At 53.3% G+C, this 25,121-nt stretch carries 26 protein-coding genes and 5 pseudogenes; 20 read left to right on the forward strand and 11 right to left on the reverse strand.

Going from position 1 to position 25,121, the window contains the following annotated elements; genetic code table 11:
• Window position 1: 1 nt before the first annotated feature.
• The 5 genes from gmhB to glyQ all read right to left on the reverse strand — a co-directional run bounded on the left by gmhB (window position 2) and on the right by glyQ (window position 3,556).
• A complete protein-coding gene (gene gmhB, locus CXB77_RS07145) occupies window positions 2-571 on the reverse strand; it encodes a D-glycero-beta-D-manno-heptose 1,7-bisphosphate 7-phosphatase (protein WP_105073348.1) in 570 nt (189 codons plus the stop codon).
• Window positions 572-869: 298 nt separating this feature from the next.
• Window positions 870-1,070, reverse strand: a complete 201-nt coding sequence (locus CXB77_RS21485; protein ID WP_242445524.1) for a hypothetical protein — start codon at window positions 1,068-1,070, stop codon at window positions 870-872.
• Complete coding sequence (locus CXB77_RS23010) at window positions 1,042-1,461, reverse strand: glycine--tRNA ligase subunit beta (protein WP_277949370.1); 420 nt, start codon at window positions 1,459-1,461, stop codon at window positions 1,042-1,044. The genes CXB77_RS21485 and CXB77_RS23010 overlap by 29 nt, the downstream gene beginning before the upstream one ends.
• A 17-nt stretch (window positions 1,462-1,478) precedes the next feature.
• Complete coding sequence (glyS, locus tag CXB77_RS07150) at window positions 1,479-2,636, reverse strand: glycine--tRNA ligase subunit beta (protein ID WP_277949371.1); 1,158 nt, start codon at window positions 2,634-2,636, stop codon at window positions 1,479-1,481.
• On the reverse strand, window positions 2,633-3,556 hold the full coding sequence (glyQ, locus tag CXB77_RS07155; RefSeq protein WP_105073349.1) for a glycine--tRNA ligase subunit alpha: 924 nt from the start codon (window positions 3,554-3,556) through the stop codon (window positions 2,633-2,635). Before glyQ ends, glyS begins: the two co-directional genes overlap by 4 nt.
• Window positions 3,557-3,827: 271 nt before the next feature.
• Here glyQ and CXB77_RS24545 point away from each other — a divergent pair, with 271 nt between their 5' ends.
• The 10 genes and pseudogenes from CXB77_RS24545 to CXB77_RS07205 all read left to right on the forward strand — a co-directional run bounded on the left by CXB77_RS24545 (window position 3,828) and on the right by CXB77_RS07205 (window position 12,065).
• Window positions 3,828-4,256: a glutamine synthetase beta-grasp domain-containing protein gene (locus CXB77_RS24545; protein WP_242445525.1), complete on the forward strand. Its 429-nt coding sequence runs from the start codon at window positions 3,828-3,830 to the stop codon at window positions 4,254-4,256.
• Window positions 4,223-4,546: a hypothetical protein gene (locus CXB77_RS24550; RefSeq protein WP_431520710.1), complete on the forward strand. Its 324-nt coding sequence runs from the start codon at window positions 4,223-4,225 to the stop codon at window positions 4,544-4,546. The genes CXB77_RS24545 and CXB77_RS24550 overlap by 34 nt, the downstream gene beginning before the upstream one ends.
• Window positions 4,539-5,132, forward strand: a pseudogene (locus tag CXB77_RS24555) (hypothetical protein). Before CXB77_RS24550 ends, CXB77_RS24555 begins: the two are co-directional and overlap by 8 nt.
• Before the next feature lie 382 nt (window positions 5,133-5,514).
• Window positions 5,515-5,742, forward strand: a complete 228-nt coding sequence (locus CXB77_RS07175; RefSeq protein ID WP_105073351.1) for a type II toxin-antitoxin system HicA family toxin — start codon at window positions 5,515-5,517, stop codon at window positions 5,740-5,742.
• 12 nt (window positions 5,743-5,754) lie between these two features.
• A pseudogene (gene glnL, locus CXB77_RS07180) lies at window positions 5,755-6,859 on the forward strand (nitrogen regulation protein NR(II)).
• Window positions 6,822-8,252: a nitrogen regulation protein NR(I) gene (ntrC, locus tag CXB77_RS07185; RefSeq protein WP_105073352.1), complete on the forward strand. Its 1,431-nt coding sequence runs from the start codon at window positions 6,822-6,824 to the stop codon at window positions 8,250-8,252. Before glnL ends, ntrC begins: the two are co-directional and overlap by 38 nt.
• Window positions 8,253-8,254: 2 nt before the next feature.
• Window positions 8,255-8,647 carry a hypothetical protein gene (locus CXB77_RS07190; RefSeq protein ID WP_105073353.1) on the forward strand — a complete coding sequence of 131 codons (393 nt, stop codon included), beginning with the start codon at window positions 8,255-8,257 and terminating at the stop codon, window positions 8,645-8,647.
• Window positions 8,648-8,693: 46 nt separating this feature from the next.
• On the forward strand, window positions 8,694-9,353 hold the full coding sequence (locus tag CXB77_RS07195) for a vWA domain-containing protein (protein ID WP_105073354.1): 660 nt from the start codon (window positions 8,694-8,696) through the stop codon (window positions 9,351-9,353).
• Complete coding sequence (locus CXB77_RS07200; RefSeq protein ID WP_105073355.1) at window positions 9,350-10,111, forward strand: PP2C family serine/threonine-protein phosphatase; 762 nt, start codon at window positions 9,350-9,352, stop codon at window positions 10,109-10,111. The genes CXB77_RS07195 and CXB77_RS07200 overlap by 4 nt, the downstream gene beginning before the upstream one ends.
• Window positions 10,112-10,118: 7 nt before the next feature.
• On the forward strand, window positions 10,119-12,065 hold the full coding sequence (locus CXB77_RS07205) for a helix-hairpin-helix domain-containing protein (protein ID WP_105073356.1): 1,947 nt from the start codon (window positions 10,119-10,121) through the stop codon (window positions 12,063-12,065).
• Window positions 12,066-12,319: 254 nt separating this feature from the next.
• Here the strand turns inward: CXB77_RS07205 and CXB77_RS07210 are convergent, their stop codons facing one another.
• Window positions 12,320-12,541, reverse strand: coding sequence for a hypothetical protein (locus CXB77_RS07210; RefSeq protein ID WP_105073357.1), 222 nt, complete (start codon window positions 12,539-12,541; stop codon window positions 12,320-12,322).
• 124 nt (window positions 12,542-12,665) lie between these two features.
• Here CXB77_RS07210 and CXB77_RS07215 point away from each other — a divergent pair, with 124 nt between their 5' ends.
• Window positions 12,666-13,133 carry a tRNA (cytidine(34)-2'-O)-methyltransferase gene (locus CXB77_RS07215; protein WP_105073358.1) on the forward strand — a complete coding sequence of 156 codons (468 nt, stop codon included), beginning with the start codon at window positions 12,666-12,668 and terminating at the stop codon, window positions 13,131-13,133.
• A 60-nt stretch (window positions 13,134-13,193) separates the two neighbouring features.
• On the opposite strand, the gene dcm is transcribed toward CXB77_RS07215, so the two are convergent.
• The 5 genes and pseudogenes from dcm to CXB77_RS07240 all read right to left on the reverse strand — a co-directional run bounded on the left by dcm (window position 13,194) and on the right by CXB77_RS07240 (window position 16,877).
• Window positions 13,194-14,567, reverse strand: coding sequence for a DNA (cytosine-5-)-methyltransferase (dcm, locus tag CXB77_RS07220; protein WP_105073359.1), 1,374 nt, complete (start codon window positions 14,565-14,567; stop codon window positions 13,194-13,196).
• A 37-nt stretch (window positions 14,568-14,604) separates the two neighbouring features.
• Window positions 14,605-15,621, reverse strand: a complete 1,017-nt coding sequence (locus tag CXB77_RS07225) for an NAD(P)H-dependent glycerol-3-phosphate dehydrogenase (protein ID WP_197711024.1) — start codon at window positions 15,619-15,621, stop codon at window positions 14,605-14,607.
• Complete coding sequence (secB, locus tag CXB77_RS07230) at window positions 15,618-16,097, reverse strand: protein-export chaperone SecB (RefSeq protein ID WP_105073360.1); 480 nt, start codon at window positions 16,095-16,097, stop codon at window positions 15,618-15,620. Before secB ends, CXB77_RS07225 begins: the two co-directional genes overlap by 4 nt.
• Window positions 16,098-16,125: 28 nt before the next feature.
• Window positions 16,126-16,562 (reverse strand): annotated as a pseudogene (locus CXB77_RS07235) (rhodanese-like domain-containing protein).
• A 70-nt stretch (window positions 16,563-16,632) separates the two neighbouring features.
• Window positions 16,633-16,877 (reverse strand): annotated as a pseudogene (locus CXB77_RS07240) (ArsR/SmtB family transcription factor).
• A gap of 679 nt (window positions 16,878-17,556) precedes the next feature.
• Between CXB77_RS07240 and CXB77_RS21500 the strand changes: the two are divergent.
• From CXB77_RS21500 to CXB77_RS07270, 9 genes and pseudogenes are all read left to right on the forward strand, one after another.
• On the forward strand, window positions 17,557-17,799 hold the full coding sequence (locus CXB77_RS21500) for a hypothetical protein (protein ID WP_242445526.1): 243 nt from the start codon (window positions 17,557-17,559) through the stop codon (window positions 17,797-17,799).
• A gap of 110 nt (window positions 17,800-17,909) precedes the next feature.
• A pseudogene (locus CXB77_RS23670) lies at window positions 17,910-18,472 on the forward strand (murein hydrolase activator EnvC family protein).
• A gap of 86 nt (window positions 18,473-18,558) precedes the next feature.
• Complete coding sequence (locus CXB77_RS07250; protein ID WP_172452583.1) at window positions 18,559-19,824, forward strand: S41 family peptidase; 1,266 nt, start codon at window positions 18,559-18,561, stop codon at window positions 19,822-19,824.
• A 28-nt stretch (window positions 19,825-19,852) separates the two neighbouring features.
• Entirely contained in the window at window positions 19,853-20,413 is a 561-nt protein-coding gene (locus CXB77_RS07255) for a DJ-1 family glyoxalase III (protein ID WP_105073361.1), read from the forward strand.
• Window positions 20,410-21,303: a glycosyltransferase family 4 protein gene (locus CXB77_RS07260; protein ID WP_242445529.1), complete on the forward strand. Its 894-nt coding sequence runs from the start codon at window positions 20,410-20,412 to the stop codon at window positions 21,301-21,303. Before CXB77_RS07255 ends, CXB77_RS07260 begins: the two co-directional genes overlap by 4 nt.
• A complete protein-coding gene (locus tag CXB77_RS21515; RefSeq protein ID WP_242445530.1) occupies window positions 21,303-21,482 on the forward strand; it encodes a hypothetical protein in 180 nt (59 codons plus the stop codon). Before CXB77_RS07260 ends, CXB77_RS21515 begins: the two co-directional genes overlap by 1 nt.
• 27 nt (window positions 21,483-21,509) lie before the next feature.
• A complete protein-coding gene (locus CXB77_RS21520; protein ID WP_242445531.1) occupies window positions 21,510-21,671 on the forward strand; it encodes a hypothetical protein in 162 nt (53 codons plus the stop codon).
• Window positions 21,668-23,365, forward strand: a complete 1,698-nt coding sequence (locus tag CXB77_RS07265) for a polysaccharide biosynthesis protein (RefSeq protein ID WP_242445532.1) — start codon at window positions 21,668-21,670, stop codon at window positions 23,363-23,365. Before CXB77_RS21520 ends, CXB77_RS07265 begins: the two co-directional genes overlap by 4 nt.
• 26 nt (window positions 23,366-23,391) lie before the next feature.
• Window positions 23,392-25,101, forward strand: coding sequence for a ShlB/FhaC/HecB family hemolysin secretion/activation protein (locus tag CXB77_RS07270; protein ID WP_105073362.1), 1,710 nt, complete (start codon window positions 23,392-23,394; stop codon window positions 25,099-25,101).
• Window positions 25,102-25,121: the final 20 nt, after the last annotated feature.

Genomic DNA, 25,121 nt, shown 5'->3' on the forward strand with positions numbered 1-25,121 from the left:
CTTAATTTTCTCGGTTTAATAATACACTGACTGCCGCACACAAATCACTACAGACTAAAAGATCATCAAAGATTTCATCCTGTGCGCGAAGCTGCGCTAAGGTACGTTTTCCTTTGCCGGTCATTACCAGCCAAGGCGTTGCGCCAACACGACGCGCCGCAATGATGTCACTGACTGAATCGCCAATCAACGGAACACCGACAAGGCTGATATTCATGCGATTAGCGATTTCTTTTAATAAGCCAGTATTCGGTTTACGGCAATCACAATGCTCGTTTGGTGTGTGCGGACAAAACGCAATCATTTCAATTCGACCGCCCTGCGCAACCACTAATTCTCGCAACAATTGGTGCATGGCATTTAATTCACCTAATGGAAATAAATTGCGCCCAATTCCCGATTGATTACTCGCAATAGCGATGCGATAACCTGCGTGAGATAACCTCACAATGGCATCAATACTGCGCGGCAGCGGTTTCCATTCCGCTAGTGATTTGATGTAGTCATCGGAATCTTCATTGATGACTCCATCACGATCCAAAATAATAACCCGTTCAGAACGCAGTGACATCGTTATTGCAACCGCGATAAATCAGCCACTTGTGAACACAATTCAGCCAATGAATGCAATAAGCGCAGCCGATTGGCGCGAATTGCCGCATCTTCAGCCATCACCATCACTTCCGTGAAAAACGCATCACTTCGGGGCGCAATCTGCCACCGCCGTCAATACGCCGAGATAATCGCGCTGCGCCGCCAGCGGTTGAATTGCCGCATTCAATTCGGCAACCGCGCCGCCAGCCGCATTTCCGCCGGATCGGTGAGCAACGCCGGATCGACTGGCTGCGCATCTATCGCGTTGGTTTTACTCAAGATATTGCGGATGCGTTTATTCGCTGCCGCAACGCTTCCGCCGCTGGCAACGCTCGAAATGCCGTCACCGCTGCGATGCGCCGATCCAAATCGCACGGATTGGTCACGCCGCAACTGAGCACCGCCGCCACCGTGTCATTCGCAACCCCGCGCTCGCTGTAATAGCCATCAAGCCGCTCCAACACATACGCCAGCACCGTTCCACCGTGTCGGCAGCGAGAACGCCTGCGTCAAAACCAGCGCAGCCGTGCGCAACACCTCGCGCAGATCAAGATCAATTCCGTTTTCAATCAATAACCTGAGTACGGCAATCGACGCCGGCGCAGCGCATACGGATCGCGGGTGCCGGTCGGACGTTGCCCGATCCCGAAAATGCCGACAGCGTGTCAATCCGCTCGGCGAGCGCCAGCACCTTGCCGCAATTGCTCGCCGGCAGCGCATCGCCGCAAATTTCGGTTGATACTGCTCCGCCAGCGCCGCGCACACCTCCGGCGCTTCACCGGAACGCTCGGCGTAATAACGCCCCATAACGCCTTGTAAACTTGGGAATTCGTACACCATCGCCGTGACCAAATCGCATTTGCTCAACTGCGCAGCGCGGGCAATCAACGCCGGTCAAGTGCGAAATGCAGCGCCAGTGTTTGCCCCAACTGCGCCACGCGGCGACTTTTGGCGGCAATCGTGCCGAGTTTGTCTTGAAAAACGACGGTTTCTAACCGCTCGGCAAACGCGCTCAACGGCTGCGTTAAATCCTTCGTCCAGAAAAATTCAGCATCCGCAAAACGCGGCCGAATCACCCGCTCGTTGCCCGCTTGAATCTGCGCCGGATCGCGGCTGACCAAATTGGTGACGGCGACAAAACTGGCTTGCAACTGCCCAGCAGCGTCATCCAGCGGGAAGTATTTCTGATTGCGCTGCATCGTCTCAATCAGCACTTCCGGCGGAATCTCCAAATAACTGGCATCGAAACGACACAGCAACGCCTGCGGCCATTCCACCAGCGCCGTCACTTCCTCCAATAATTCGGCATCAATCCGCGCCTGCAAGCCAGCCGCCGCTGCAACTTCTGTCACCTGCTCCCGAATCAGCTCGCGGCGACGATCAAATGACGGTTCCACAAAACCGCCGTCGCGCAGCGCCTCGGCGTAATCGGCGGCAGTTGTGAGCGGAATCGGTTCGGGATGATGAAAGCGATGACCGCGAGTGCTCGCGCCAGCGGCGATGCCCAACACCGTGCCCGCAATTGGTGCGTCGCCGAGCAGCAGGCAAATCCACTGCACCGGGCGCACAAATTCCGCTTCACCTGCGCCCCAGCGCATCCGTTTGGGAATCGGCAAACCGGCGAGCGCCGCCTCGGTCATCGCCGGCACGAGCTGCGCCGTCGCCAAGCCGGGGCGCTGGCTGCAAAAGCTCAACCACGCGCCTTTCTCCGTTTCCTCGCGCTGCAAGTCGGCGAATTCCACCCCACACGACCGCGCAAAGCCGAGCGCGGCTGGCGTCGGTTGTCCGTCGGCAGTGAACGCAGCGGCAACTGCTGGGCCGCGTCGGGTGGTGATTTGCTCCGGCTGGTGCGTGGCGACGGCGCGAATCAACAGCGCCAATCGGCGTGGCGCAGCAAATTGTTCTAAATCGCCGTGCGCGATGCCGTGCGTTTTCAATTGCTGGCGCAGCCCGTCGGCAAATGCCTGTGACAACGTCGGCAGCGCCAGCGGTGGCAATTCTTCGGTGCCGATTTCAATCAGCAGATCAGCCAAGGTATTCAAGCAGTTATCTCCTGCGCTGCCGCCAGTAGCGGAAAACCAAGTGCCTCGCGGCGGGCGAAATAGGATTGCGCAACGGCGCGGGATAAGGTGCGCACGCGCAAAATGAAGCGCTGGCGCTCGGTGACGGAAATCGCGCCGCGAGCGTCCAATAAATTGAAGGTATGCGATGCCCGCAGCACTTGTTCATACGCCGGCAGCGGCAGATTGCGCTCCACCAATGCGGTGCTCAGGCGCTCGCAGGTGTCAAACCAACTCAGCAGCGCGGCGGTGTCGGCGTATTCAAAGTTGTAGGTGGATTGCTCGACTTCATTTTGATGGAACACGTCGCCGTAAGTGACGATGCCAGCGGGTGAGCGGCTCCACACCAAATCATAAACGCTTTCAACCGCTTGCAAATACATGGCGATGCGTTCGAGGCCGTAGGTGATTTCGCCGGTGACGGGGCGACAATCCAGCCCGCCGACTTGTTGGAAATAGGTGAACTGCGTCACTTCCATGCCGTTGAGCCAGACTTCCCAGCCCAAGCCCCACGCGCCGAGCGTCGGCGATTCCCAGTTGTCTTCGACAAAGCGGATGTCATGCACCAGCGGATCAAGCCCGAGCTGGCGCAGCGAGTTGAGATAGAGTTCTTGAATATCGGGCGGCGAGGGTTTGAGCATCACTTGGAATTGGTAGTAATGCTGGAGCCGATTGGGATTGTCGCCGTAGCGCCCGTCGGTCGGTCGCCGTGAGGGTTGGACGTAGGCGCTGCGCCAAGGTTCGGGGCCAATGGCGCGGAGAAAGGTGGCGGGATGAAAAGTGCCCGCGCCGACTTCCATGTCATACGGTTGCACGACGACGCAGCCCAGCTCCGCCCAATAGCGTTGCAGAGCAAAGATAAGACCTTGAAAGGTCGAGAGGTCTTCGGTGGCGAGACTCAAAAGCAGTTCCTCAAAACACGGCGGAAGGTTGTGAGTGAGTATATCGGTTGGGCGGATTCGTTAAAACGACAACGCGCTGCGCAGTTTTGGGGCGCAGTGCTGGCGCGGCGCACGATTTGAGCGCGATGGAGCTGGCGCTGCGACCGGCGCGGTCTAAGCAGAATCATCTGGCAATCTTTGGCGCTATGATTGCTAATGTTGCCAGTCGAGCAATTTCGTTGGGCGTCGCCGCGCTTGCGACGCTTTTTTTAGCCACAAGCGGAGAAACTGAATGACCGATGTGATGCAGATGATTAAAGACAACGAAGTCAAATTCGTTGACCTGCGTTTTACCGACACTCGCGGCAAGGAACAGCATGTGTCCATGCCTGCCAGCGTCGTCGATGCGGAGATGTTCCGCGACGGCAAGATGTTTGACGGTTCGTCAATCGCCGGCTGGAAGGGCATTGAAGCCTCCGACATGGTGTTGATGCCAGAAGCTGACACGGCGGTGATGGACCCGTTCACCGATGAAAATACGCTGATTATTCGCTGCGACATTTTGGAGCCGGAGACGATGACCGGTTACGAGCGCGATCCGCGTTCGGTCGCCAAACGCGCTGAGGCGTATTTGAAATCGACCGGCATCGCCGACACCGCGTTTTTTGGCCCGAGCCAGAATTCTTTGTGTTTGATGACGTGCGTTGGGGCGCGGATATGAGCGGCTGCTTCTGCAAGCTCGATTCGCAGGAAGCCGGTTGGAATTCCGAGCGCGTGTTCCCCGATGGCAACATGGGACATCGTCCGGGCGTGAAGGGCGGTTATTTCCCCGTGCCGCCAGTCGATTCGCTCAACGATCTCCGCGCTGCGATGTGTTTGACGCTGGAAGAAATGGGCGTTCCGGTCGAGGTGCATCATCACGAAGTCGCCACCGCTGGGCAGTGCGAAATCGGCACGCGCTTTGACACGTGGTGCGTCGCGCTGACAAGAATCAGATCACCAAATATGTGATTCAAACGTCGCTCACGCTTACGGCAAAACTGCGACTTCATGCCCAAGCCAATCGTGGGACAACGGCACAGGAATGCACGTTCATCAATCGTTGAGCAAAGACGGGAATAACTTATTTGCTGGCGATAAATACGGCGGTTTATCCGATACCGCGCTGTATTACATTGGCGGCATTATTAAACATGCTCGCGCTTTGAATGCGCTGACGAATGCGTCCACCAATTCGTATAAGCGTTAGTGCCCGGCTTTGAAGCCCGGTGATGATGCTGGCGTATTCTGCTCGCAATCGCTCGCATCTATTCGCATTCCATTCAGCGCCAGCCCGAAAGGTCGCCGCATTGAAGTGCGTTTCCCTGATTCAACCGGCAATCCATATCTCGCATTTTCGGCAATGATGTTGGCGGGTTTGGATGGGATTCAAAACCGCATTCATCCCGGCGATGCGATGGATAAGGATTTATACGATCTGCCACCCGAAGAGGCAAAAGCCATTCCAACCGTCTGTCATTCGTTGGATATGGCATTGGAAGCTCTGGATAAAGATCGGGATTTCCTCACCGTCGGCGGCGTTTCACTGATGATCTGATTGACAGTTACATCGCGCTGAAGATGACTGAAGTCACGCCTGCGCATGACCACGCATCCGGTTGAATTCGATATGTATTACAGCTTGTAATTCGCACGGAATTGATTGCTGGCGCAGGGATGCGCCAATTCTGCACTCACTTTATTTCAACATTTGATCCCGCTGTTATCCAATGAAAACCTACACGGCAATTATTGAACGCTGTCCAGATACTGGGCTGTACGTTGGTTTTGTGCCCGGCTTTCGCGGGCGCATTCGCAAGCAGAAACACTGGATGAACTCAATCACAATCTTCAAGAAGTCATTGCCATGTTGCTTGAAGATGGTGAACCAACATTAGAAGCCGAATTTATCGGCACTCAGAATATCGTCATTGCTTAAAATGGGACATCTGCCCATTCTTAAACCCCGTGAAGTGATTGCGCTGCTTGAAATACTGGGATTTAAAGAAACGCGACAACGCGGTTCTCATAAACAATTCCGGCATCAAGATGGTAGATGTACAACCGTATCATTTCATGCTGGGCGCGATGTTTCGCCAGTGATGCTTCGACAAATCGCTAAAGATATTGGTTTAACAGTAGATGAACTGTTTAATGCCAACAATTGAAAAATCATTCAGATGACAACCCAGCCCGCTGCCACTCTCGAACGGATGATCCTCGATCATCTCAATACAGCGGTGATGCTCTTTGACCAGACGCTGCGCCTGACTTATCTCAACCCCGCCGCTGAAATGTTGTTTGAAATCAGCGCCCGTCATCTCATCGGTCAACCGGCTGCCGCGCTGCTGCCGTGCCCGATACCAATGTCGAACAACGCTTGATCGCCGCGCTCGCTGCTCGCCATCCGTTCACCGAGCGCGAGGTCAATATCTGCGTCGCCGACGGGCGCACCAAAACCGTGAATTGCACCGTGTTGCCGCTCGCGCCGAGCGATGACGGCGGGGCGCTGTTGGTCGAACTCAATCAGGTGGATCGGCAGTTGCGGATCACCCGCGAGGAACATTTGCTCTCGCAACATCAGGCGACGCAAACGCTGCTGCGCGGGTGGCGCACGAAATTAAAAATCCGCTCGGTGGGCTGCGCGGTGCGGCGCAATTGCTGGAGCAAGAATTGCCGGACGCGAGTTTGCGCGAATACACCCGCATCATCATTGATGAAGCCGACCGCTTGCAGGCGCTGATGAATCGAATGCTCGGCCCGAATCGGCTGCCCAGTTGCCGCGCCGTCAACATTCACGACGTGCTCGAACATGTGCGCAGCCTGATGTTGGCGGAATCGCCCGCTGGCCCCGCGATTGTGCGCAATTATGATCCGAGTATTCCCGACTGCCGCGCCGATCCCGACCGTTTAATTCAAGCCTTTCTTAATTTGGTGCGCAATGCCGCTGCCGCTGCCGGAATACAGGGGCAAATTGAATTAAAAACCCGCGTATTGCGCCAATTCACACTCGGCAATCAACGGCATCGTTTGGTATTACAAGCGCAGGTACACGACAATGGCGCGGGTATTCCCGCCGACATCCGCGATCAGATTTTTTTCCCGATGGTGTCCGGGCGCGTGGGTGGCAGTGGATTGGGGCTGCCAATTGCGCAGGAATTGATTAGTCAACACGGCGGTTTAATTGAATGCGACAGTTGCCCCGGCGATACCACGTTTACTGTTTATTTGCCACTGGAGTCGGCGCATGGCGCAAGAACCGAAAGTTTGGGTCATCGACGATGACCGTTCAATTCGCTGGGTATTAGATCGTGCGCTGCGCAAAGCGGCAATGCACGTCACCTGTTTTTCTAATGGCGTTGGTATTTTAGAAGCACTGCAACATGAACAGCCTGATGTCATTCTCAGCGACATCCGAATGCCCGGTATTGATGGGCTTGATTTATTAAAACAACTCTCAGCCCGCTATCCGCAATTGCCGGTTATTATAATGACTGCGCATTCCGATTTGGATAGCGCCGTCTCCGCTTTTAATAGCGGCGCATTTGAATATCTGCCCAAACCTTTTGATTTAGATGATGCCGTTGCGCAGGTGACGCGAGCCTGTCGGCGTGGGCGCGAGGAGCGCACCGAGACGGTTGCCGCCGTGAAAACGCCCGACATCATTGGCGAAGCGCCCGCGATGCAGGAGGTGTTTCGAGCGATTGGGCGGCTGGCGCGTTCGCACATCACCGTCTTGATTAACGGCGAATCGGGCACTGGCAAAGAGCTGGTTGCGCACGCGCTGCATCGCCACAGCCCGCGCAGCGAACGACCGTTTATTGCGTTGAATATGGCGGCAATTCCGCGTGATTTGCTCGAATCTGAGCTATTTGGGCACGAGCGCGGCGCGTTCACTGGCGCACAGGCGCGGCGGGAAGGGCGGTTTGAGCAAGCCGACGGCGGGACGCTATTTTTGGATGAAATCGGCGATATGCCGGCGGAAATGCAGACGCGGCTGCTGCGCGTGCTCGCCGATGGCGCGTTTTATCGGGTGGGCGGCGTCGCGCCGCTGCGGGTGGATGTGCGGATCATCGCCGCGACGCATCAACATTTAGAAACGCTGGTGCAGCAAGGGCGATTCCGCGAAGATTTATTTCATCGCCTCAATGTCATTCGTATTCACCTGCCGGCGCTGCGCGACCGCCGCGAAGATATTCCATTATTGATGCGGCATTTTCTCGCGCAAGCCGCAATTGAATTAAGCTGTGAACCGAAAGTATTACAACCGACTGCGATTGAACAATTACAACGTTTGGATTGGCCCGGCAATGTGCGGCAATTAGAAAACACGGCGCGGTGGTTGACGGTCATGGCAGCGGGTAAACAAATTCATGCCGAAGATTTGCCGCCAGAATTGAATCCGCTATTGGCAGAAACAACGGATGATGAGGCTTGGGAACCGGCGCTGCGGCGGTGGGCGCGGCAACGACTGACGCAACAGCAGGAAGCATTATTAGATACGGCATTGCCAACCTTTGAACGGATTTTAATTCAAGTGGCATTAGAACATACGGCGGGACGGCGACAAGAAGCGGCGCGACGTTTAGGCTGGGGACGCAATACCTTGACCAGAAAAATTAAAGAATTGCGCCTTGAAAACGAAGCGGAACCCGAATCAACAACGCATAAGGAATAATTGTGGACAGTTTTAGTTTAACGCTAACCAATTGTGAATTTTCAGCAATTGAATTGGAGCATGGTTATTTACGGCTGCGCATTGCTCGCGCTGATTTAATTAAAACGCTAACCGGTTCCGCCGAGCGGACGCGCTGGTGGCAAGCGGGAGAATTGGTATTAGAGGAAGCGGTATTAGAATCGCAATTGCCGGAAGGTGCAGTGCGGTGTTTAGGTGGTGATCTTGATGACAACATTTATACTTACCGCGATATGGTGCCAATTCCATTAGTCAGTCGCGGGCATATTCGCTGTCAATTGCAATTTGAAGGAATTGCTGCGCCGTTTGTTGCCAGTGGTTCTGCGGTGCAATTAACGCTGCATGGCAGCCCAAAATATATTGAACATTTGCGTTGACTGGGTATGAAAAAGCAGTAAACAGACACCAAACGGAGAGATCGTAATGATCGAACAAATTTCCTTCAGCACTACTGAATTTGCCGACAACCCTGAACCACGTTGCCCTTGCTTATTGCTTCTGGATGTATCTGGCTCGATGCGGGGGAAACCGCTTGTTGAATTGAATGCTGGTTTGACCACTTTTAAGGACGAATTAGCAGCAGATGCCTTGGCGATGAAACGGGTGGAAATCGGTATTGTGACCTTTGGACCGGTGCAAATTGCTTTACCATTTCAAGGCGCAGCGATGTTCCATCCTCCGACCTTGACTGCCCAAGGTGATACGCCCATGGGGTCAGCAATCAAGCAAGGTTTAGATATGGTGCGCCAACGTAAAGAGGAATACCGAGTGAATGGGATTTCCTACTATCGCCCGTGGGTGTTTTTGATTACCGATGGTGGTCCGACGGATGAATGGCAATCTGCGGCTTTGGCAGTTCGAGAAGGTGAAGTGTCTAAATCTTTTGCCTTCTTCGCTATTGGGGTAGAAGGGGCAAATATGAGCATTTTGAAACAAATCAGTGCTCGGGAACCGCTGCGTTTAGATGGATTGCGATTTCGTGATCTGTTTAGTTGGTTGTCAAGTTCCCTGCGCTCGGTATCCCAGTCCACGCCGGGCATGGAAGTGCCGTTGCAGTCGCCGCAAGGTTGGGCTTCTGTATGACGTGGCGAGTCGTTGCCGCCTCTGCTGTTGGAACATCCCACGCAATTGCTGGAACAGACTGCCAAGATAGTTGTCTCGCGCAAATTAAAACCGATCCGTCCAAGCCACCTCTTCTGACAATTTTTGTGGCGGACGGTGCTGGAAGTGCTACTTATGGTGGGATTGGCGCGAAATTGGCTGTTAAAACTGCCACGGCATTTGTTTGTCGAAACTATGCCCTGACAGAGTTTGTTTTTAATGACCAATGGGCGGTGGAGTGCATTAACGCAGTGCGGGAGAAAATTTATGCGGCGGCGGATCAGCAAGGCGCAAAAGCTCGTGACTATGCCTGTACGTTCTTAGGCGTGGTCGCATCTCCCTCTGCAACCTTGTTAATGCAAATCGGCGATGGTGGAATCGTGGTTGATGTGGGTAATGGGCTGGAAGTGCCTATCACACCAATGACTGGTGAGTATGCCAACATGACCAACTTTGTAACTGACCAAAACGCGATTGGTGTGCTCGCCGTGTCCGTCCTACCTAGCCGCGCCGATAAAATCGCGGTTTTCTCTGATGGCATCCAACGGTTGGCTTTGAATATGGCAACCAATACCGCCTATGAACCGTTCTTTATTCCGTTCTTTACGATTTTGGCAACGGCTAGGAAAAGGCAAGAACGCTACCTCAAAATTGCATTGGAGCAGTTTTTGAACAGTTCAGCCGTAAACGAACGAACCGACGATGATAAGACCTTAGTGCTGGCGCACTGGGTCGGTTAGGTGCTCCATGACGCAAACATTTGTCACGGGTGCGGGCGCGACAATTGAGATCGGGCGGGAATTTGGCAAGGGTGGTGAGGGAAGTGTTTATGAGATACAAAAGCACCATCATTTAGTTGCTAAGTTATACAACGCGCATCACACACCGGATACCCGCAAGCAAGCCAAACTGCGCTTTATGGTGACGACGGCAGATAAAGAACTGCTCAGTTATGCAGCTTGGCCTCAAGAAACGTTGCACAAAATCCACAATGGACCGGTCGTTGGGTTTCTGATGCCGAAAGTGAGTGGGTGGGTGCCGATTCATATGCTGTATAGCCCCGCCCACCGTCGCCAAGAACATCCTCACGCGGCTTGGGATTTCCTGCTTTTTACTGCTCGCAACATGGCGGCAGCATTTGCTGCCATTCACCACCACGGGCATGTGCTGGGTGATGTGAACCAAGGTAATGTGCTGGTTAGCACTGACAGTAAAGTAGTGCTGATTGACACTGATTCGTTCCAGATTAACGCTAACGGCACAGTACACCTGTGCAAAGTCGGTGTTGCCCATTTCACACCTCCTGAACTCCAAGGCGTGGCGTCGTTTGATCGGATACCCCGCAGTAGCAATCACGATAATTTCGGTTTGGCGTTGTTGATTTTTCACTTACTTTTTGGAGGTCGGCATCCCTACTCCGGTGTGCCGCTTCGCGCCGATGCGGGCGAGGCTTTGGAAAAAGATATTCAAGCCTTCCGCTACGCCTATGCGCGAGATGGGCAGCAACGCGGATTTAAACCACCGCCGAAATCTATCCCGATCACCATTGTGCCGGATGCCATACAGTCGATGTTTATGGCGGCATTTACTGAAATCGGGGCTAAGGGCGAGCGTCCTAACGCCAAGCAATGGGTAACTGCCTTAGACTGGTTAAGGAAGCAATTGAAGTGCTGTGCCGCTACTCCAATGCATGTCTATCCTAATCATTCAGGTCAATGTCCGTGGTGTACGTTGGAAAACCAAGGTGTTGTCTATTTTCTAAATGTGCGTGTTATTCCCACAGGAACAACCGGGTTTGTTTTAGCGCAAGTCTGGGCTGCAATTGAAGCGGTTCCTGCACCTTCAGCCATCAGTATCCCGAATGTGGCTGCAATTGCAGTTACTCCAATTCGCTTACCACCGATAGGCATAAAGATAACCTTCATTCGGTTCGTCCTGTGGATCACCATTGCAGGGATTACGCTCTGGCTCTTGACTGTCGCTGTCGCAGCATGGTTTCTGATTCTAGGCGGAGCTTGGTGGGGGTGGGTATCTGTCGGGCATATTGGCGGAACTGAACGAAAAACCGAACAAGTGAAACGAAAAGCTGCTCGGGATGTTGCGCAGCAAGCTTATGATCAGATCGTCGCACGAGTGCAGCACGAAATCAGTCCTGAAATGTTTAATAAAAAGAAACAGGAACTTGCCCGTTTGCGAGATGAGTATCAACAATTGCCAGAACGGGAAAAAACTGAAATTACTCACCTAAATACCACGGCGGAAGCACGACAAAAGCACCAATTTTTAGAACGCCACTTCATTGATGCTGCAACCATTTCCAAGGTTGGTCTAGCCAAAAAAGCCGCCTTGCGGTCATTTGGGATTGAGACGGCAGCAGATGTAACGTGGGACAAGGTTTTTGCGGTAAAAGGTTTCGGCGAAGTCTTAACGCGAGCCGTAGTGGACTGGCAAAAAGCTTGTGAACGCCGTTTTGTCTTCAATCCGCATCTTGCAGTAACCGAAGCTGATAAAAATGCTGTGCGGGTAAAGATTGCAACCCGTAAGCGCACTCTTGAAATTGCCCTCAATGCTGGCGCGGCTGAACTTCAACGCTTACGCCAAGACATGATCAATAAAACAAGTGCATTAACTCCCTTGTTACAAGCGACCGCAAAAACGTTAGCTCAAACACAAGCTGATCTTAATGTCGTTTGATTTTTCAATTGCGTAACAAACTTTAAAGGACGCAACGCAAGTAGTGCAATTAACGCTGCATGGCAGCCCAAAATATAGTTGATCTAAAGTAGATTTACCGCATTTAGTCTTTGTAAAACAAAGCGTTATACTGATTTTGCGTATCATTTTACGCTGGATCGACTATATATTGAACATTTGCGGTAATCCAAATTCGCGGCATAAAAAAACCCGCGTTATGACGCGGGTTTTTTATCAAAACAAAAATCAGTCAGTTAACGCACTGAACCGACGATCTCGTGGGCGATATCCACCACGCGATTGGCCATGTCGATGTATTCCTGACGATAATTCGCCAGCAATCCTTCGGTCGATGCCCAATAATCCTTGCCGGTGATGCCGTGCTCGTGTTCGTAGGCGATGAACTGCTGCTGCATTTCCAGCATCTTGTCAATCAGCGTTTGCTTTTCGATTTTCAGGGCGGCGATGTCGCTCATGTGATGATGTCCTCATTCAATTGTGACGTGAATTTTAATCGCATTGCTAATATACCATGCGTTGATAAACAGAGAACAACCCGCCTATTTTCCGTTGATTTTTCAGAATCCACAATCTAATCAGATGTTTAATCTCATTCTCTACGAACCAGAAATTCCACCCAATACTGGAAATGCAATGCGTTTAAGCGTCAATGTCGGAGCACGACTGCATCTGATTGAACCGCTTGGGTTTACGCTGGATGATCGGCTGTTGCGGCGAGCGGGTTTGGATTACCGCGAATGGGCGGATGTGCAGGTGCATCAATCGCTTGACTGCTGCCTCGCGCAATTGGCGGGAGCGCGGCTGTTTGCCGTCAGTACCAAAAGCGAAACCGCGTACACCGTCCCGCGTTATCAACCCAATGATGCACTGTTGTTCGGTCCGGAAACTCGCGGATTGCCAGCGGCGGTGCTGGCTGCTGTGCCAGCGGAACAACGCATTTATCTGCCGATGATGCCCGACAACCGCAGTTTGAATTTGTCCAACGCCATTGCAATTGTGGCATTTGAAGCGTGGCGGCAACTGGGATTTGCGGGCGCGGCGCGTTGATCGTGGCGACAACTTTTTTACACATTCATTTTGAATAAAATCATTTCGCCTAACGTAGAGCTAAATAGCGTGGTTTTGAACCGTTCGGTTGAGCATTTCTGACTCTTCAGTGAATAAACTAAATTGCTTTGATGTTGTAAATTTAATATGGGTATCTTTCACTTCAATTTTTGCTTCAATACTATTGAACAATGCAATTAAACTTCTTCCTATTGCGAGAGCTAAATTTACAGGAACAGCGTTGCCAATTTGTTTGTATTGACTTGAGATGGAGCCAGAAAAAACCCAATCGTCGGGAAATGTTTGAATACGCGCATATTCTCTCACCGAAAGCGGTCTATCTTCTTCTGGATGACACCGTTCTGTTTGTTTTTGTGCTGGGCTGCAAGTCAAAGTTAAACTTGGTGCATCCCACGCAAGTCGTCTCGCCATTCCTGTTTTTCCACCGCCAAGCAAATAACTTCCTTGCATGTATTCTCGCTGTAAATGATCTGGCAAATCACGCCAATAACCTCCCGGCGGAACCAGTTTGAGTATTTCTTCTTTTCGTTGGGGATATTTTTGACCAAGCGATTCAGAAACGTCATTTTGGTATAACTCCCCAGCTTTAAGCGCATCTCTCAAAACCATTATTTTTTTATAGGGAGCTGGCCATTGAAAACTTGCATACTTTACCAAATCGTTGCGTATTCCAACCAACATTAAACGCTCACGTTTTTGTGGTACTTTGTAAAAAATTGCTTTCAATACTTTAGGTTCAATTAACGTATAACCAAGGGCTGCGATAACGTTTTTGATTGTTGCAATCGTTCTACCGTCGTCATGTTGAAGCAACCCTTTAACGTTTTCTCCCAGAAAAACTTTAGGTTGTGTTTCTTTCACTACACGAGCAAATTCAAAAAACAACGTCCCTCTTATATCCTCAAATCCAAGCTGTTTTCCTGCATAAGAAAATGCTTGGCAAGGAAAGCCTCCCGCAACAAAATCAATGCCCTTGAATGGTTTAAAATCAGTAGTTCTAATATTACTTTCAATGACATTCCAATTCACTCGATTCGTTCGGAGTGTATTACAGGCGTTTGCGTCAAACTCATTGAGCGCAATTGCTTCAAATCCTGCCATTTCGAGACCGATAGCCAATCCACCAGCACCTGCAAATAGCTCAATAGATGAATAATTTCTAACTGGTCTAATTTTTTCTTCAACATCCCAAGAACTTTCTAGCATTGCCCGAATTTCGGGAAATTCATTTAGTTCGTTTAGGTTATACTTTTTTTTACCATTCACAGAAAGCAGTGGCTTTATTTTGCCGCTTTTTTCCCATTTTAATAGCGTTGCTTTTGACACGGAAACAATGTCAGCCAATAAATCCGCATTGATTAAGTTTTCATCAGATGCTGAAGTCACAAAAACCTTGCTTTTTACGGATTCCATTCCAGTTTGAAACGGCGTTTTATGAATTGTAAAAGTCTTAACCCAATTCCGGTTTTGGCTCCCGTTCCAATAACGCCGCCGTTGCCTGTTCCGGTGAAACCTGTTCATAAAGAACGCGATACACCTGCTCGCTGATCGGCATTTCGATGCCGAGCGATGCTGCCAGCGTGTGCACCGATAACGCTGTCACCACGCCTTCAACTTCTTGACCGATTTCTGCCAGCGCCGCTGTCACGTTCATTCCCCGCGCCAGCGCCAGCCCCATTCGCCGATTGCGGGATTGATTATCGGTGCAAGTCAGCACCAAATCGCCCATTCCCGCCAAACCCATGAAGGTTTCTGCTCGTCCGCCCAGCGCCGTGCCAATGCGAATTAGCTCTGCTAAACCGCGAGTAATCAGCGCCGCTCGCGTGTTCGCACCAAAACCCAGACCGTCAGCGATGCCGGTCGCAATCGCCAGCACGTTTTTTGCTGCGCCGCACACTTCAACGCCGATGATGTCGCTGCTGGTGTAGGCGCGAAAACGTTCGCTGTGCAACAGATGAGCGATGCGGTCAGCAAATGCGGTTTGATTCGCAGCGACCGTGATTGCGGTCGGCAAACCCCGTGCGACTTCCAGCGCAAAACTCGGTCCCGAAACCACCGCCAGCGGACGATTCACGCCCAGCACGTCATGCGCGACCCGATGCAGCAATTGTCCGGTTTTTGGTTCTAAACCTTTGGTTGCCCACGCAATTCCGCTGTCGTTTGGCAAACGTTCTGGCAACAGCGTTAACACTTGCCGAAACGCATGACTAGGCACGACCAGTAAACAATCGGTCGCGCCAGCCAGTGCTGCATCGAGCGAAGTCGTCGGCGTTAATGCTGGCGGCAGCGGAAATCCGGGCAGGAATTGCCGGTTTTCACCATCGCGTTGCAGCGCGTCGATCTGTGCTGCATCGTGGCTCCACAGCCGCACTTGATGACCATTGCGGCATAACAATAAACTCAGCGCCGTGCCCCATGACCCAGCGCCGAGCACCGCAACCGTGGCGCTGGCGGAAATGCTGCTCAATGTTTCACACCGTCGGCGGCTGCCTGTTCCATCGCAGCCTGCTGCTGATGCTGGGCAAATAGCGCATCAAAGTTGACGTGTTGGAGCACGAGCTGCGGAAAACTGCCTTTGACCACGAGATCAGAAACCACTTCTCGCGCATACGGAAACAGCAACGCTGGGCAATATGCGCCGAGCATCGGTGCGAGTTCGCTCTCAGCAAATCCGCTCAAACTGAAAATACCAGCCTGCTGCACTTCGACGATAAACGCGACTTTATCCTCACCAGTTTTCGCAGTGACCGTGACGGCCAGCGCGACTTCATACAACGCGGCATCAAGCTGCGTCACTTTGGTATTGATATTGAGATCGTGTTTCGGCTTCCATTCGCCACGAAACACTTCGGGCGCGTTGGGCGATTCAAACGACACATCTTTGGTATAGACGCGCTGCACGGAAAACTGCCGTTCTGGAGTTTGCTGTTCTTGCTCTGACATGCGTTAAGTCTCTGATAAAATTGTAGAGTTAATGTTTTTGGGTTTTGCGGGTGAGCGGCTGACCGGCGGATTCCCACGCCATGATGCCGCCTGAAGATTGTAAACCGTTTCAAAACCGGCTTTGCGCAACTGCCCACACGCCATTGATGACGACGCACCGGAGCGGCAGTTGATGATGATCGGTTTGCCGCGATATTTATTCAGCGTCGCCAATTGATTGCCAAAACCATTTATGGGCAGATTGATCGCGCCGAGAATGTGCCCTTTGGCGTAATCCGCTGCCGGTCGCACATCAATCACCACTGCATCCTGATGATTCATCATTTCCGTCGCTTCCAGCGGACCGACGCTGCCTTGATTGCCGACAATAAGATTGTGAATCAACAGCGCGACAATGACCGCCAGCGCCACGAATAAAAACCAGTGATTACCTAAAAATTCAATGAGTTGAGAAAATAACGACATTGATCTGCTCTTTGGTCTACATGAAAGTGCGCAATGAACGCAGCAAACGCAGTGAGTAACATTTGCGCTATCACCGAACGTGATGACAAAACACTTCGCGCATCATACCGATTAACCGCAACGTGCGATTATCGCTGACACGGTAGAACACCCGATTGGCATCTTTACGCGCTGCGAGAATGCCCTTATCGCGGAGAATCGCTAGATGTTGCGAGATATTGCTTTGTGACGTGCCCACTTGATCCACGATGTCTTGCACACTGATTTCACGTTCGCCCAGAGTGCAGAGAATTTTCAGCGCAGCGGGTGTGACATGGCTTTCAACGACCGCGAAGCGCGATCAATATCGTGATCATCGGCGAGGAGGTCGCTATCTGCGCGATCATAATCTGCTCGATTCAAAATCAACGGCGAAGGGGAAGTAATGGGCGAATGGCTGGTCATCAAAATTACTCTGATTGAGACTCCGTTCAGGTTGGTTAACTGTATCTATTGCGATTTATCATCTGACCTTGATAATGGTAAACGCTTTCTAACCGACTGCGAAACCATCTAACGCTTGGTCGGCGGCATTTAGGTTTTGAATCATCTGGTTGTTATCGATGCCACGTTCCCAGTTCCGTCGATTGGTTTCTACATTCCGTCACCGCATCCACCTCTTCATCATTAACACTTCGCATCTGCGCATGATCTGTTGGTTCATTTGGCTGGGCGGCTGCGGGCTGACCGCAATCAGTCACGCGAAAGATGAACTTGATCCCTCTATTAGTACGCATAATCAAGAACTTAGTGACATCGAAAAACAAGCGGAAACCATCAGCACTGAGTTGATCGGGCGGGAAGCCGAGCGCGTGGCGCTGATTGCCGACCTTCAGGCGCGGGAAAAAGCCGTTGCAGAATTGAGTCTGAGCACCCGCGATCTTGAACGTGACATCAAAGAAAAAACTCGCGCTGCCAATGAATTAAAAGCCCGACAAGCCGAAGAACAGCAGCATTGGAAAAAGAACAGGAAATGCTCACTGAACTGCTGCGCACCGCTTATGTCATGGGACGAGCGGATCGTTTACGGCTGTTGCTCAATCAGGAAGACCCGGCACAAGCCAGCCGAATGCTCTCTTATTTCGCCTATTTCAATCGGGAGCGCGTGCGCCGCATTTTGTCGGTCAAACAACACGCCGAGCACATTGCGGATTTAGTCCGCGAAACCGAGCAGAAGTGGCGCGGTTGGCGGAATTGATGCAGAGCAAAGAAGCGATGCGCCAGCAATTGGAAGTTGCGAAAGAAGAACGGGCGCAAATTCTTAAACAGCTCGAAACGAGCATTGCCAGCCGTGCTGAAAATTTGCAAATGCTGCGCCGAGATGCCAATTCACTGCGGCGACTGGTCGAGCATCTGCGCCAGCGGGCGGAGATTCGAGCAGAATTGGACATCCAACGTCCGCCGTTTCGAGAGCGTCAAGGTAAACTGTCTTGGCCGTTGTTGGAGGGGCGCGTGCTGGTGAACTTTGGTGCACCCAAGGAAAACAATTCCGAACTGCGCTGGGATGGCGTGTTGCTGACAGCGCAAGAAGGTGAAGTGGTGCGGGCAGTGAACGACGGGCGCGTGGTTTATGCCAATTGGCTGCGCGGTTTCGGGTTGCTGCTGATTCTCGATCACGGCGACGGTTTATGACGCTTTACGGTCAAAATCAGGCGCTGCTGCGCGAACTCGGCGAATGGGTTGCCACGGGTGAAGACATCGCGCTCGCTGGCAACAGCGGCGGACGCGACAAAGTAATGCTGTATTTTGCGATTCGTCATCACGGTCAACCGGTTGATCCCAGCGTCTGGTGTCGCAGCGCCAGCAAAGCCGAACATGCCGCGCTGCATCTCGACTTAAATCAAACCGACAATTCTCATTTAATCCACTGAAAAACTTCGAGTAAATACCATGATCTCTCGTTCGTTGCGGTCTCTCTTTCGCGTTGGATTTCTCATCAGCTTGGCGACTTTGCCGAATGCTGGCGCAGTGGCGGATGAAAACGCCCGTCACTCCGCCAACATCCACCTTGCCGCTAGACGAACTGCGCACCTTTGCCGACGTATTCGGGCGCATCAAAGATGATTACGTTGAAGAAGCGCAGGATCAATCGCTGATTGAGAACGCGATTCGCGGAATGCTCGGTGGTCTTGATCCACATTCGGCTTATCTCAACGCCGAGGAATACCGCGATCTGCAAATGGGCACGAGCGGCGAGTTTGGCGGACTGGGCATTGAAGTTGGTTTAGATGATGGTTTAGTCAAAGTCATCGCGCCGATCGACGACACGCCAGCCCAACGCGCTGGCATTCAGTCTGGCGATTTGATCGTGCGCATCGACGATAAAGCGGTCAAAGGCTTGAGTTTGAACGAGGCAGTCAAACTGATGCGCGGCGAGCCGGGCACCAAAATTCGCCTCACGCTGATGCGCGGCGACAATCAACCGCCGTTTGAATTGACGTTAGAACGGGCAGTGATTCAGGTGCAAAGCGTGAAAAGCCGGACGTTGGAACCCGGTTTCGGCTACATCCGCCTCGCCAATTTCCAAGCGCCGACCACTGACGACATGCTCAAAGCGATTGAGGCATTGAAAAGCGACAACGGCGGAACGCTGCGCGGTTTAGTGTTGGATTTGCGCAACAATCCCGGTGGCGTGTTGAACGGCGCAGTTGGTGTCAGTGATGCGTTTTTAACTGACGGGCTGATTGTGTACACCCAAGGGCGCAGCGCCGAAAGTCGCATTGAATTCAAAGCCGAACCGGATGATGTGCTCGCTGGTGCGCCGATCATCGTGCTGGTGAATGGCGGCAGTGCCTCGGCATCTGAGATCGTCGCGGGCGCGTTGCAGGATCACAAACGGGCGCTGATTATGGGCACGCAAACGTTCGGCAAAGGTTCGGTGCAAACGATCATGCCGCTCAGTGCCACGACCGGACTCAAATTAACGACTGCGCGTTATTACACCCCGTCGGGGCGGTCGATTCAGGCGCAGGGCATTACGCCGGACATTCGCCTTGAACATGGCGAATTCAAACCGCTCACGCAGCAGGATTTGGGTACGGTGAAGGAAGCAGATTTGGCGCGTCATCTTGAACAAACGACCCGCGCAGAAACGCCCGCAGCCGATAACGCCAAAACGCGAAAAAACTGCCGAAAATTGTTGATTGCAGAAGATTTTCAGCTTTCCGAAGCTCTGACGGTGCTCAAAGGGTTGACGATTCTCAACCGCGCCAGCAAACCCTAACGCCGTTTCAACTGGAGATGATTCACCCATGCCAACTGCATTGATTCCGCTCGCTGCGGGCTGCGAAGAATTGGAAGCCGTCACGCTGATTGACCTACTGCGCCGCGCTGACATCACCGTCACCACCGCCAGCCTGCAACCCGGACCCGTCACCGCCAGCCGAGGCGTGGTGCTCCTCGCCGATACCACGCTGGATGCCGTGCTTGACCAAACGTTTGATTTGATTGTGTTACCGGGCGGATTGCCCGGCGCAACCCATTTACAACAGGATGCGCGAGTGATTGCGCTGCTTCAGCGCCAGCACGCTGCTGGGCGTTATGCCGCTGCGATTTGCGCCGCGCCAGCGGTGTTGGCTCATGCCGGAGTGCTCGACGGCAAAACGGCGACCAGTTATCCCGGTTGCGTCGCAGCAGCGGATTATCCGCAGGTGACGTTTAATAACGCTGCGCCGGTCGTGGTTGACGGGCATGTCATCACCAGTCGCGGGCCGGGCACGGCAATGGATTTTGCGTTGCAATTGATTGAGTTATTACAAGATCGCGCCTGCAGGGATGAAGTGGAACGCGGTTTGGTGCGCCAGCTCGCATGAGCTTGACGCTGGCGCTGCTTCCACTCACGGCGCTGCTGCTCAGTGCGGCAACCACGCGCTGGCTGATTCTTCGCGCAGCGGCTGGCTGGGGAATCTTCGATCAACCGAATGCGCGGTCACTGCACAGCAGTCCGATTCCGCGCACTGGCGGAGTGGCGGTGTTATGCGGTGGAAGTGTGCCGCTGCTTGCAGCACTGCTGCTCGGTGTTGACATGATGACGCCTGAATTGCTGGGGATCGGCGCGGCGCTGGTGCTGGTGGCGAGCATTTCGCTGCTGGATGATGTGCGGCAAGTGTCGCCAGTGGTGCGACTGCTGGCGCACGGCAGCGCAGCGGGGCTGTTGATTTTCAACGGATTAAATTGGTCAACGCTGGAATTGCCGGGCTTGACGCTGGCGCTGCCGTCGCTGCTGGCGAGCGGTTTAACCCTGCTTTATGTGATGTGGATGATTAACCTGTACAACTTCATGGACGGCTTGGACGGTTTCGCTGGCGGAATGGCGGTGAGCGGATTTACGGCGCTGGCGCTGCTCGGCGGAATTAGCGGCGATCTGGTGTTTACGCTGATCGCAGGCAGCATCGCCGCTGCCGCGTTGGGATTTTTAACCGGCAATTTCCCGCCAGCGCGGATTTTTCTCGGTGATATTGGCGCGGCGAGTTTGGGTTTGCTCGCCGCGGTTTATCGCTGTGGGGCAAGCAACGCGGTTTATTTCCACTGTGGGCAGCGTGGCTGGCATTTTCGCCGTTCATCGTTGATGCAACTTGGACGTTATTGCACCGACTGCGGCGCGGCGAACGGCTCTGGGAAGCGCACCGTTCGCATCATTATCAGCGGCTGGTGCTCGCTGGCTGGAGTCGCCGCGCCACACTGCTGCGCAGTTACGCGCTGATGACAACGGCGGCAGGGTGCGCAGTTGCCGCACCGCAATTGCCCCCAGCGGAACAATGGTTGCTGCTCACTGCGTGGGCAGTCATTTATGTGCTGATTCACTGGCGCGTCATGCTGGTCGAACGCAGCGCCATTTCATCATCGCTGCCAGTTGTCGCACACTGCTCCACTGACAACTGAATACTGATAACTGACAACTTCCCCGCCATGAACCCACTGATTGACCGGTTGCGCACTCGTACTGCCGCTTTCATCCACGATGTGCTGACGATTCCAGCGAGCTGGCTGCTGGCTTACTGGCTGCGGTTCAATCTCGATCAAATTCCACCGGAATTTATGAGCGGGCGCTTACTTCGCTGCCGTGGGTGATATTGATTCAAGGCACGATTTACTGGCTGTTTGGACTCTATCGCGGCGTCTGGCGCTTTGCGTCGCTGCCGGATTTAGAACGGATTACCAAAGCGGCACTGGCGGGAACTGCTTTGATTTTATTCGTACTGTTCATTGTAAATCGCTCGGCGCTGGTGCCGCGTTCGATTCCCGTGCTGTATTTCGGACTGCAACTGCTGCTGCTCGCCAGCCCGCGCTTGATTTACCGCTGGCTGAAAGATCATCGCCTCACGCTATCTGCTGGGCAGCGGGTGCTGATTATTGGCGCAGGACGGGCGGGCGAAATGCTGGTGCGAGATTTGTTGCGCGATCCGCAGCAAGCCTATATCCCGCTCGGTTTTGTGGATGACAAGCTGCATCGTCAGGGTTCGGAAGTGCGCGGAATTCCCATTGTGGGCGCAACAGCCGAGATTCCCGCCATCGTGACGCGACTGGGCATTGATCTGTTGATGCTGGCGATTCCCAGCGCCACTGCCCGCGAGATGCGTCGTTTGGTCGAAATCTGCGAACACACTGGGCTACCGTTTCGCACCGTGCCGGAATTGCACGGCGTGATGCGCGGGCAAGTTCATCTCAGCCAACTGCGCCCAGTGTCGATTGAAGACCTGCTGGGACGCGAGCAAATCACGTTGGATTGGACGGCGTTGCAGCAGGGTTTGGCGGGGCGCGATATTTTGATTACCGGCGCGGGCGGTTCGATTGGTTCTGAGCTGGTGCGCCAGCTCGCCGTCAGTGGTGCGGCGCGGCTGATTTTGGTGGACAACGGCGAGTTCAATCTGTATCGCATCGCGCTCGAACTGACGGAAACCCATCCCGAAATGCGGTTTGCGCGGCATCTGCTCGACATCACCGACGCGCCAGCAGTCACTGCGCTATTTCATGACGAACGCCCGGCGCTGGTGTTTCACGCCGCAGCTTATAAACACGTCCCGCTGCTGCAAGATCAAGTCCGAGCTGCGGTGCGCAACAACGTCACTGGAACACGCATCGTCGCGGAAGCAGCAGTCGCCAGCGGTTGTGAACACTTCGTGTTGATTTCCACTGACAAAGCTGTCAATCCGACGAATGTGATGGGCGCAACCAAGCGTGTCGCCGAGGCGATTTGCCAACTGTACGACGGGCAGCGCGGCTGTCGATTTATTACCGTGCGTTTCGGCAATGTGCTGGGTTCCGCAGGCAGCGTCGTGCCGCGTTTTCAGCGCCAAATCGAACAGGGCGGACCGGTGACGGTGACGCATCCTGAAATCGAACGCTTTTTTATGACCATTCCCGAAGCCTGTCAGCTCATCATGCAGGCAGCAGCGATTGGTGAAGGTGGCGAGATTTTCGTTCTGGATATGGGTGAACCAATCAAGATTCGTTATCTTGCAGAGCAGATGATTCGCTTGTCTGGACACGAGCCGGAGCGCGATATTGCCATTATTTACACTGGCTTACGTCCCGGCGAAAAGTTGTATGAAGAACTGTTTTATGCAACTGAGGAATTGGTGGCGACGCGCCATCCAAAAATCCGCGTGGCTCGCCGGGGTATCGGATTGACTGATGACGCCATCGCGCTGGGATTAGATGCGTTACAAGCGGCTGCGGTGGCTGCCGATGCCGTTGCCATGCTCGCTGCCTTTGATTTGCTTGAGATTCATGTGCCAAACCGCGCACCAGTGCTATCTTCCTGAGCAGAATTGAAATAGGAACACCAACGATGTCGCGCCGCTACTTTGTTGTTATGACTGGGTTAATGCTCTTTATCAGCGTGACTGCGCAGGCACAACGTTTGCCAGATGCCGGAACGTTGCTGCGGGAAATTGAACGCACTACCGGCAAAACGCAGAATGCGCCAGCACCACTGTTGCCGGTGAAACCCGATGCCGAGGACGTGCCGCTGCCGGAAAAAGCGGGTGAAACGGTGTTAGTAAATAGTTTCCGCATTGATGCCGGTCGCTTTCCAGACGCTGAACTTCAGGCGCTGCTTAAAGAATATGTCGGACATCCGGTGACGCTGGCGCAACTTCAGGTTGGCACTCGCAAAATCAGCGATTACTACCGCCAGCACGATTATCTCGCTTACGCCTATTTGCCGCCGCAAACGGTGCATGACGGCATCATCAATATCAAAGTTGTTGAAGCAAAACTCGGTCAAGTCAAACTTGATGCTGCCGCGCCAACACGGTTGAACACTTCAGTATTGCGTGGCGTGGTGACGCAGCGTGCCGTGCCCAGTCAAGCGTTGCGCCCAGAACAACTCTCCGCAGCAGTGGCGATTCTCAACGAATTACCCGGCGTGGCGCAGGCGCAAAGTTTGCTCGAACCGGGAACGAATCTCGGTGAAAGCGATGCGGTGATTCGCGTTGAAGAAGCGCCGCTGGCGCAGGCCGATGTGTCATTAAATAACACCGGTTCCAAAGCCACCGACATGTGGCAAACCTTCGTCGCAGGTTCGATTGACAGCCCGTTGGGACGTGGCGATCAATTGCGCTTTAATCTGTTGAAATCACAGGGAGATCGGTATTTGTGGTTGGGCGCATCCACGCCGCTGGGATCATCTGGGCGACGGATTGAAATCAACGCTTCGGCGCTGGAATACGCGATCCAACCGTCAATCAGTCCGCTTGATCTCAAAGGCAGATCAACCACGGCTGGCGTGGTGCTCACGCAACCGTTGCGCCGCAGCAGTCGGTTTTCGCTCACGGCAACCGCCGGATTGGAAACTAAACGCATGGTTGATCGCATGGATGAAATCACGCTCGGCGACAAGCAAATTCGCGTCGCTTATCTCGGTTTAACGTCGATGCTGCGTGATCACTGGCTGGGTGGCGGGATTAACAATTTTGATCTCACGCTCAACATCGGTGATCTCGATTTGACGCGCCGTCCAGAGCAATTCACGGGCGATCAACTCACGGCGCAAACGCACGGCAGTTATCAAAAGCTCCATCTGGCGCTGTCGCGTGAACAACCGCTCAGTCAACGGGTGACGTTGTTAACCACTCTGCTGGCGCAGTGGACGCCGACCAATCTTGATAGTTCTGAAAAATTCACACTGGGCGGTTATTACGGCGTTCGCGCTTATCCAACCAGCGAGGCGAGCGGCGATAACGGCGGGCTGCTCAGTCTCGAAATGCGCTGGCAACTGCGCGACAGTTGGCGATTAAGCGGTTTTTATGACGTGGGTTGGATTCAGCAACACGCCCAGCCGTGGGAAAATTGGCAGACGGTCGCCAATCAACCGAATACTTATCAATTACAAGGCGTTGGCTTGAGTTTGCGCTGGGCACCTTCGCCGCTGTTTCAAACGCAAGCGACGATTGCTTCAGCGATTGGTGACAATCCGGGACTGGATGCGGCAGGTCATAACAGCGACGGCAATGACGATAAATATCATGCTTGGGTGCAGATGACAGTGCATTTTTAAGTGCGGCGTCATTACCTAAA

The organism is Chromatium okenii (genome assembly GCF_002958735.1).
GTDB lineage: Bacteria > Pseudomonadota > Gammaproteobacteria > Chromatiales > Chromatiaceae > Chromatium > Chromatium okenii_A.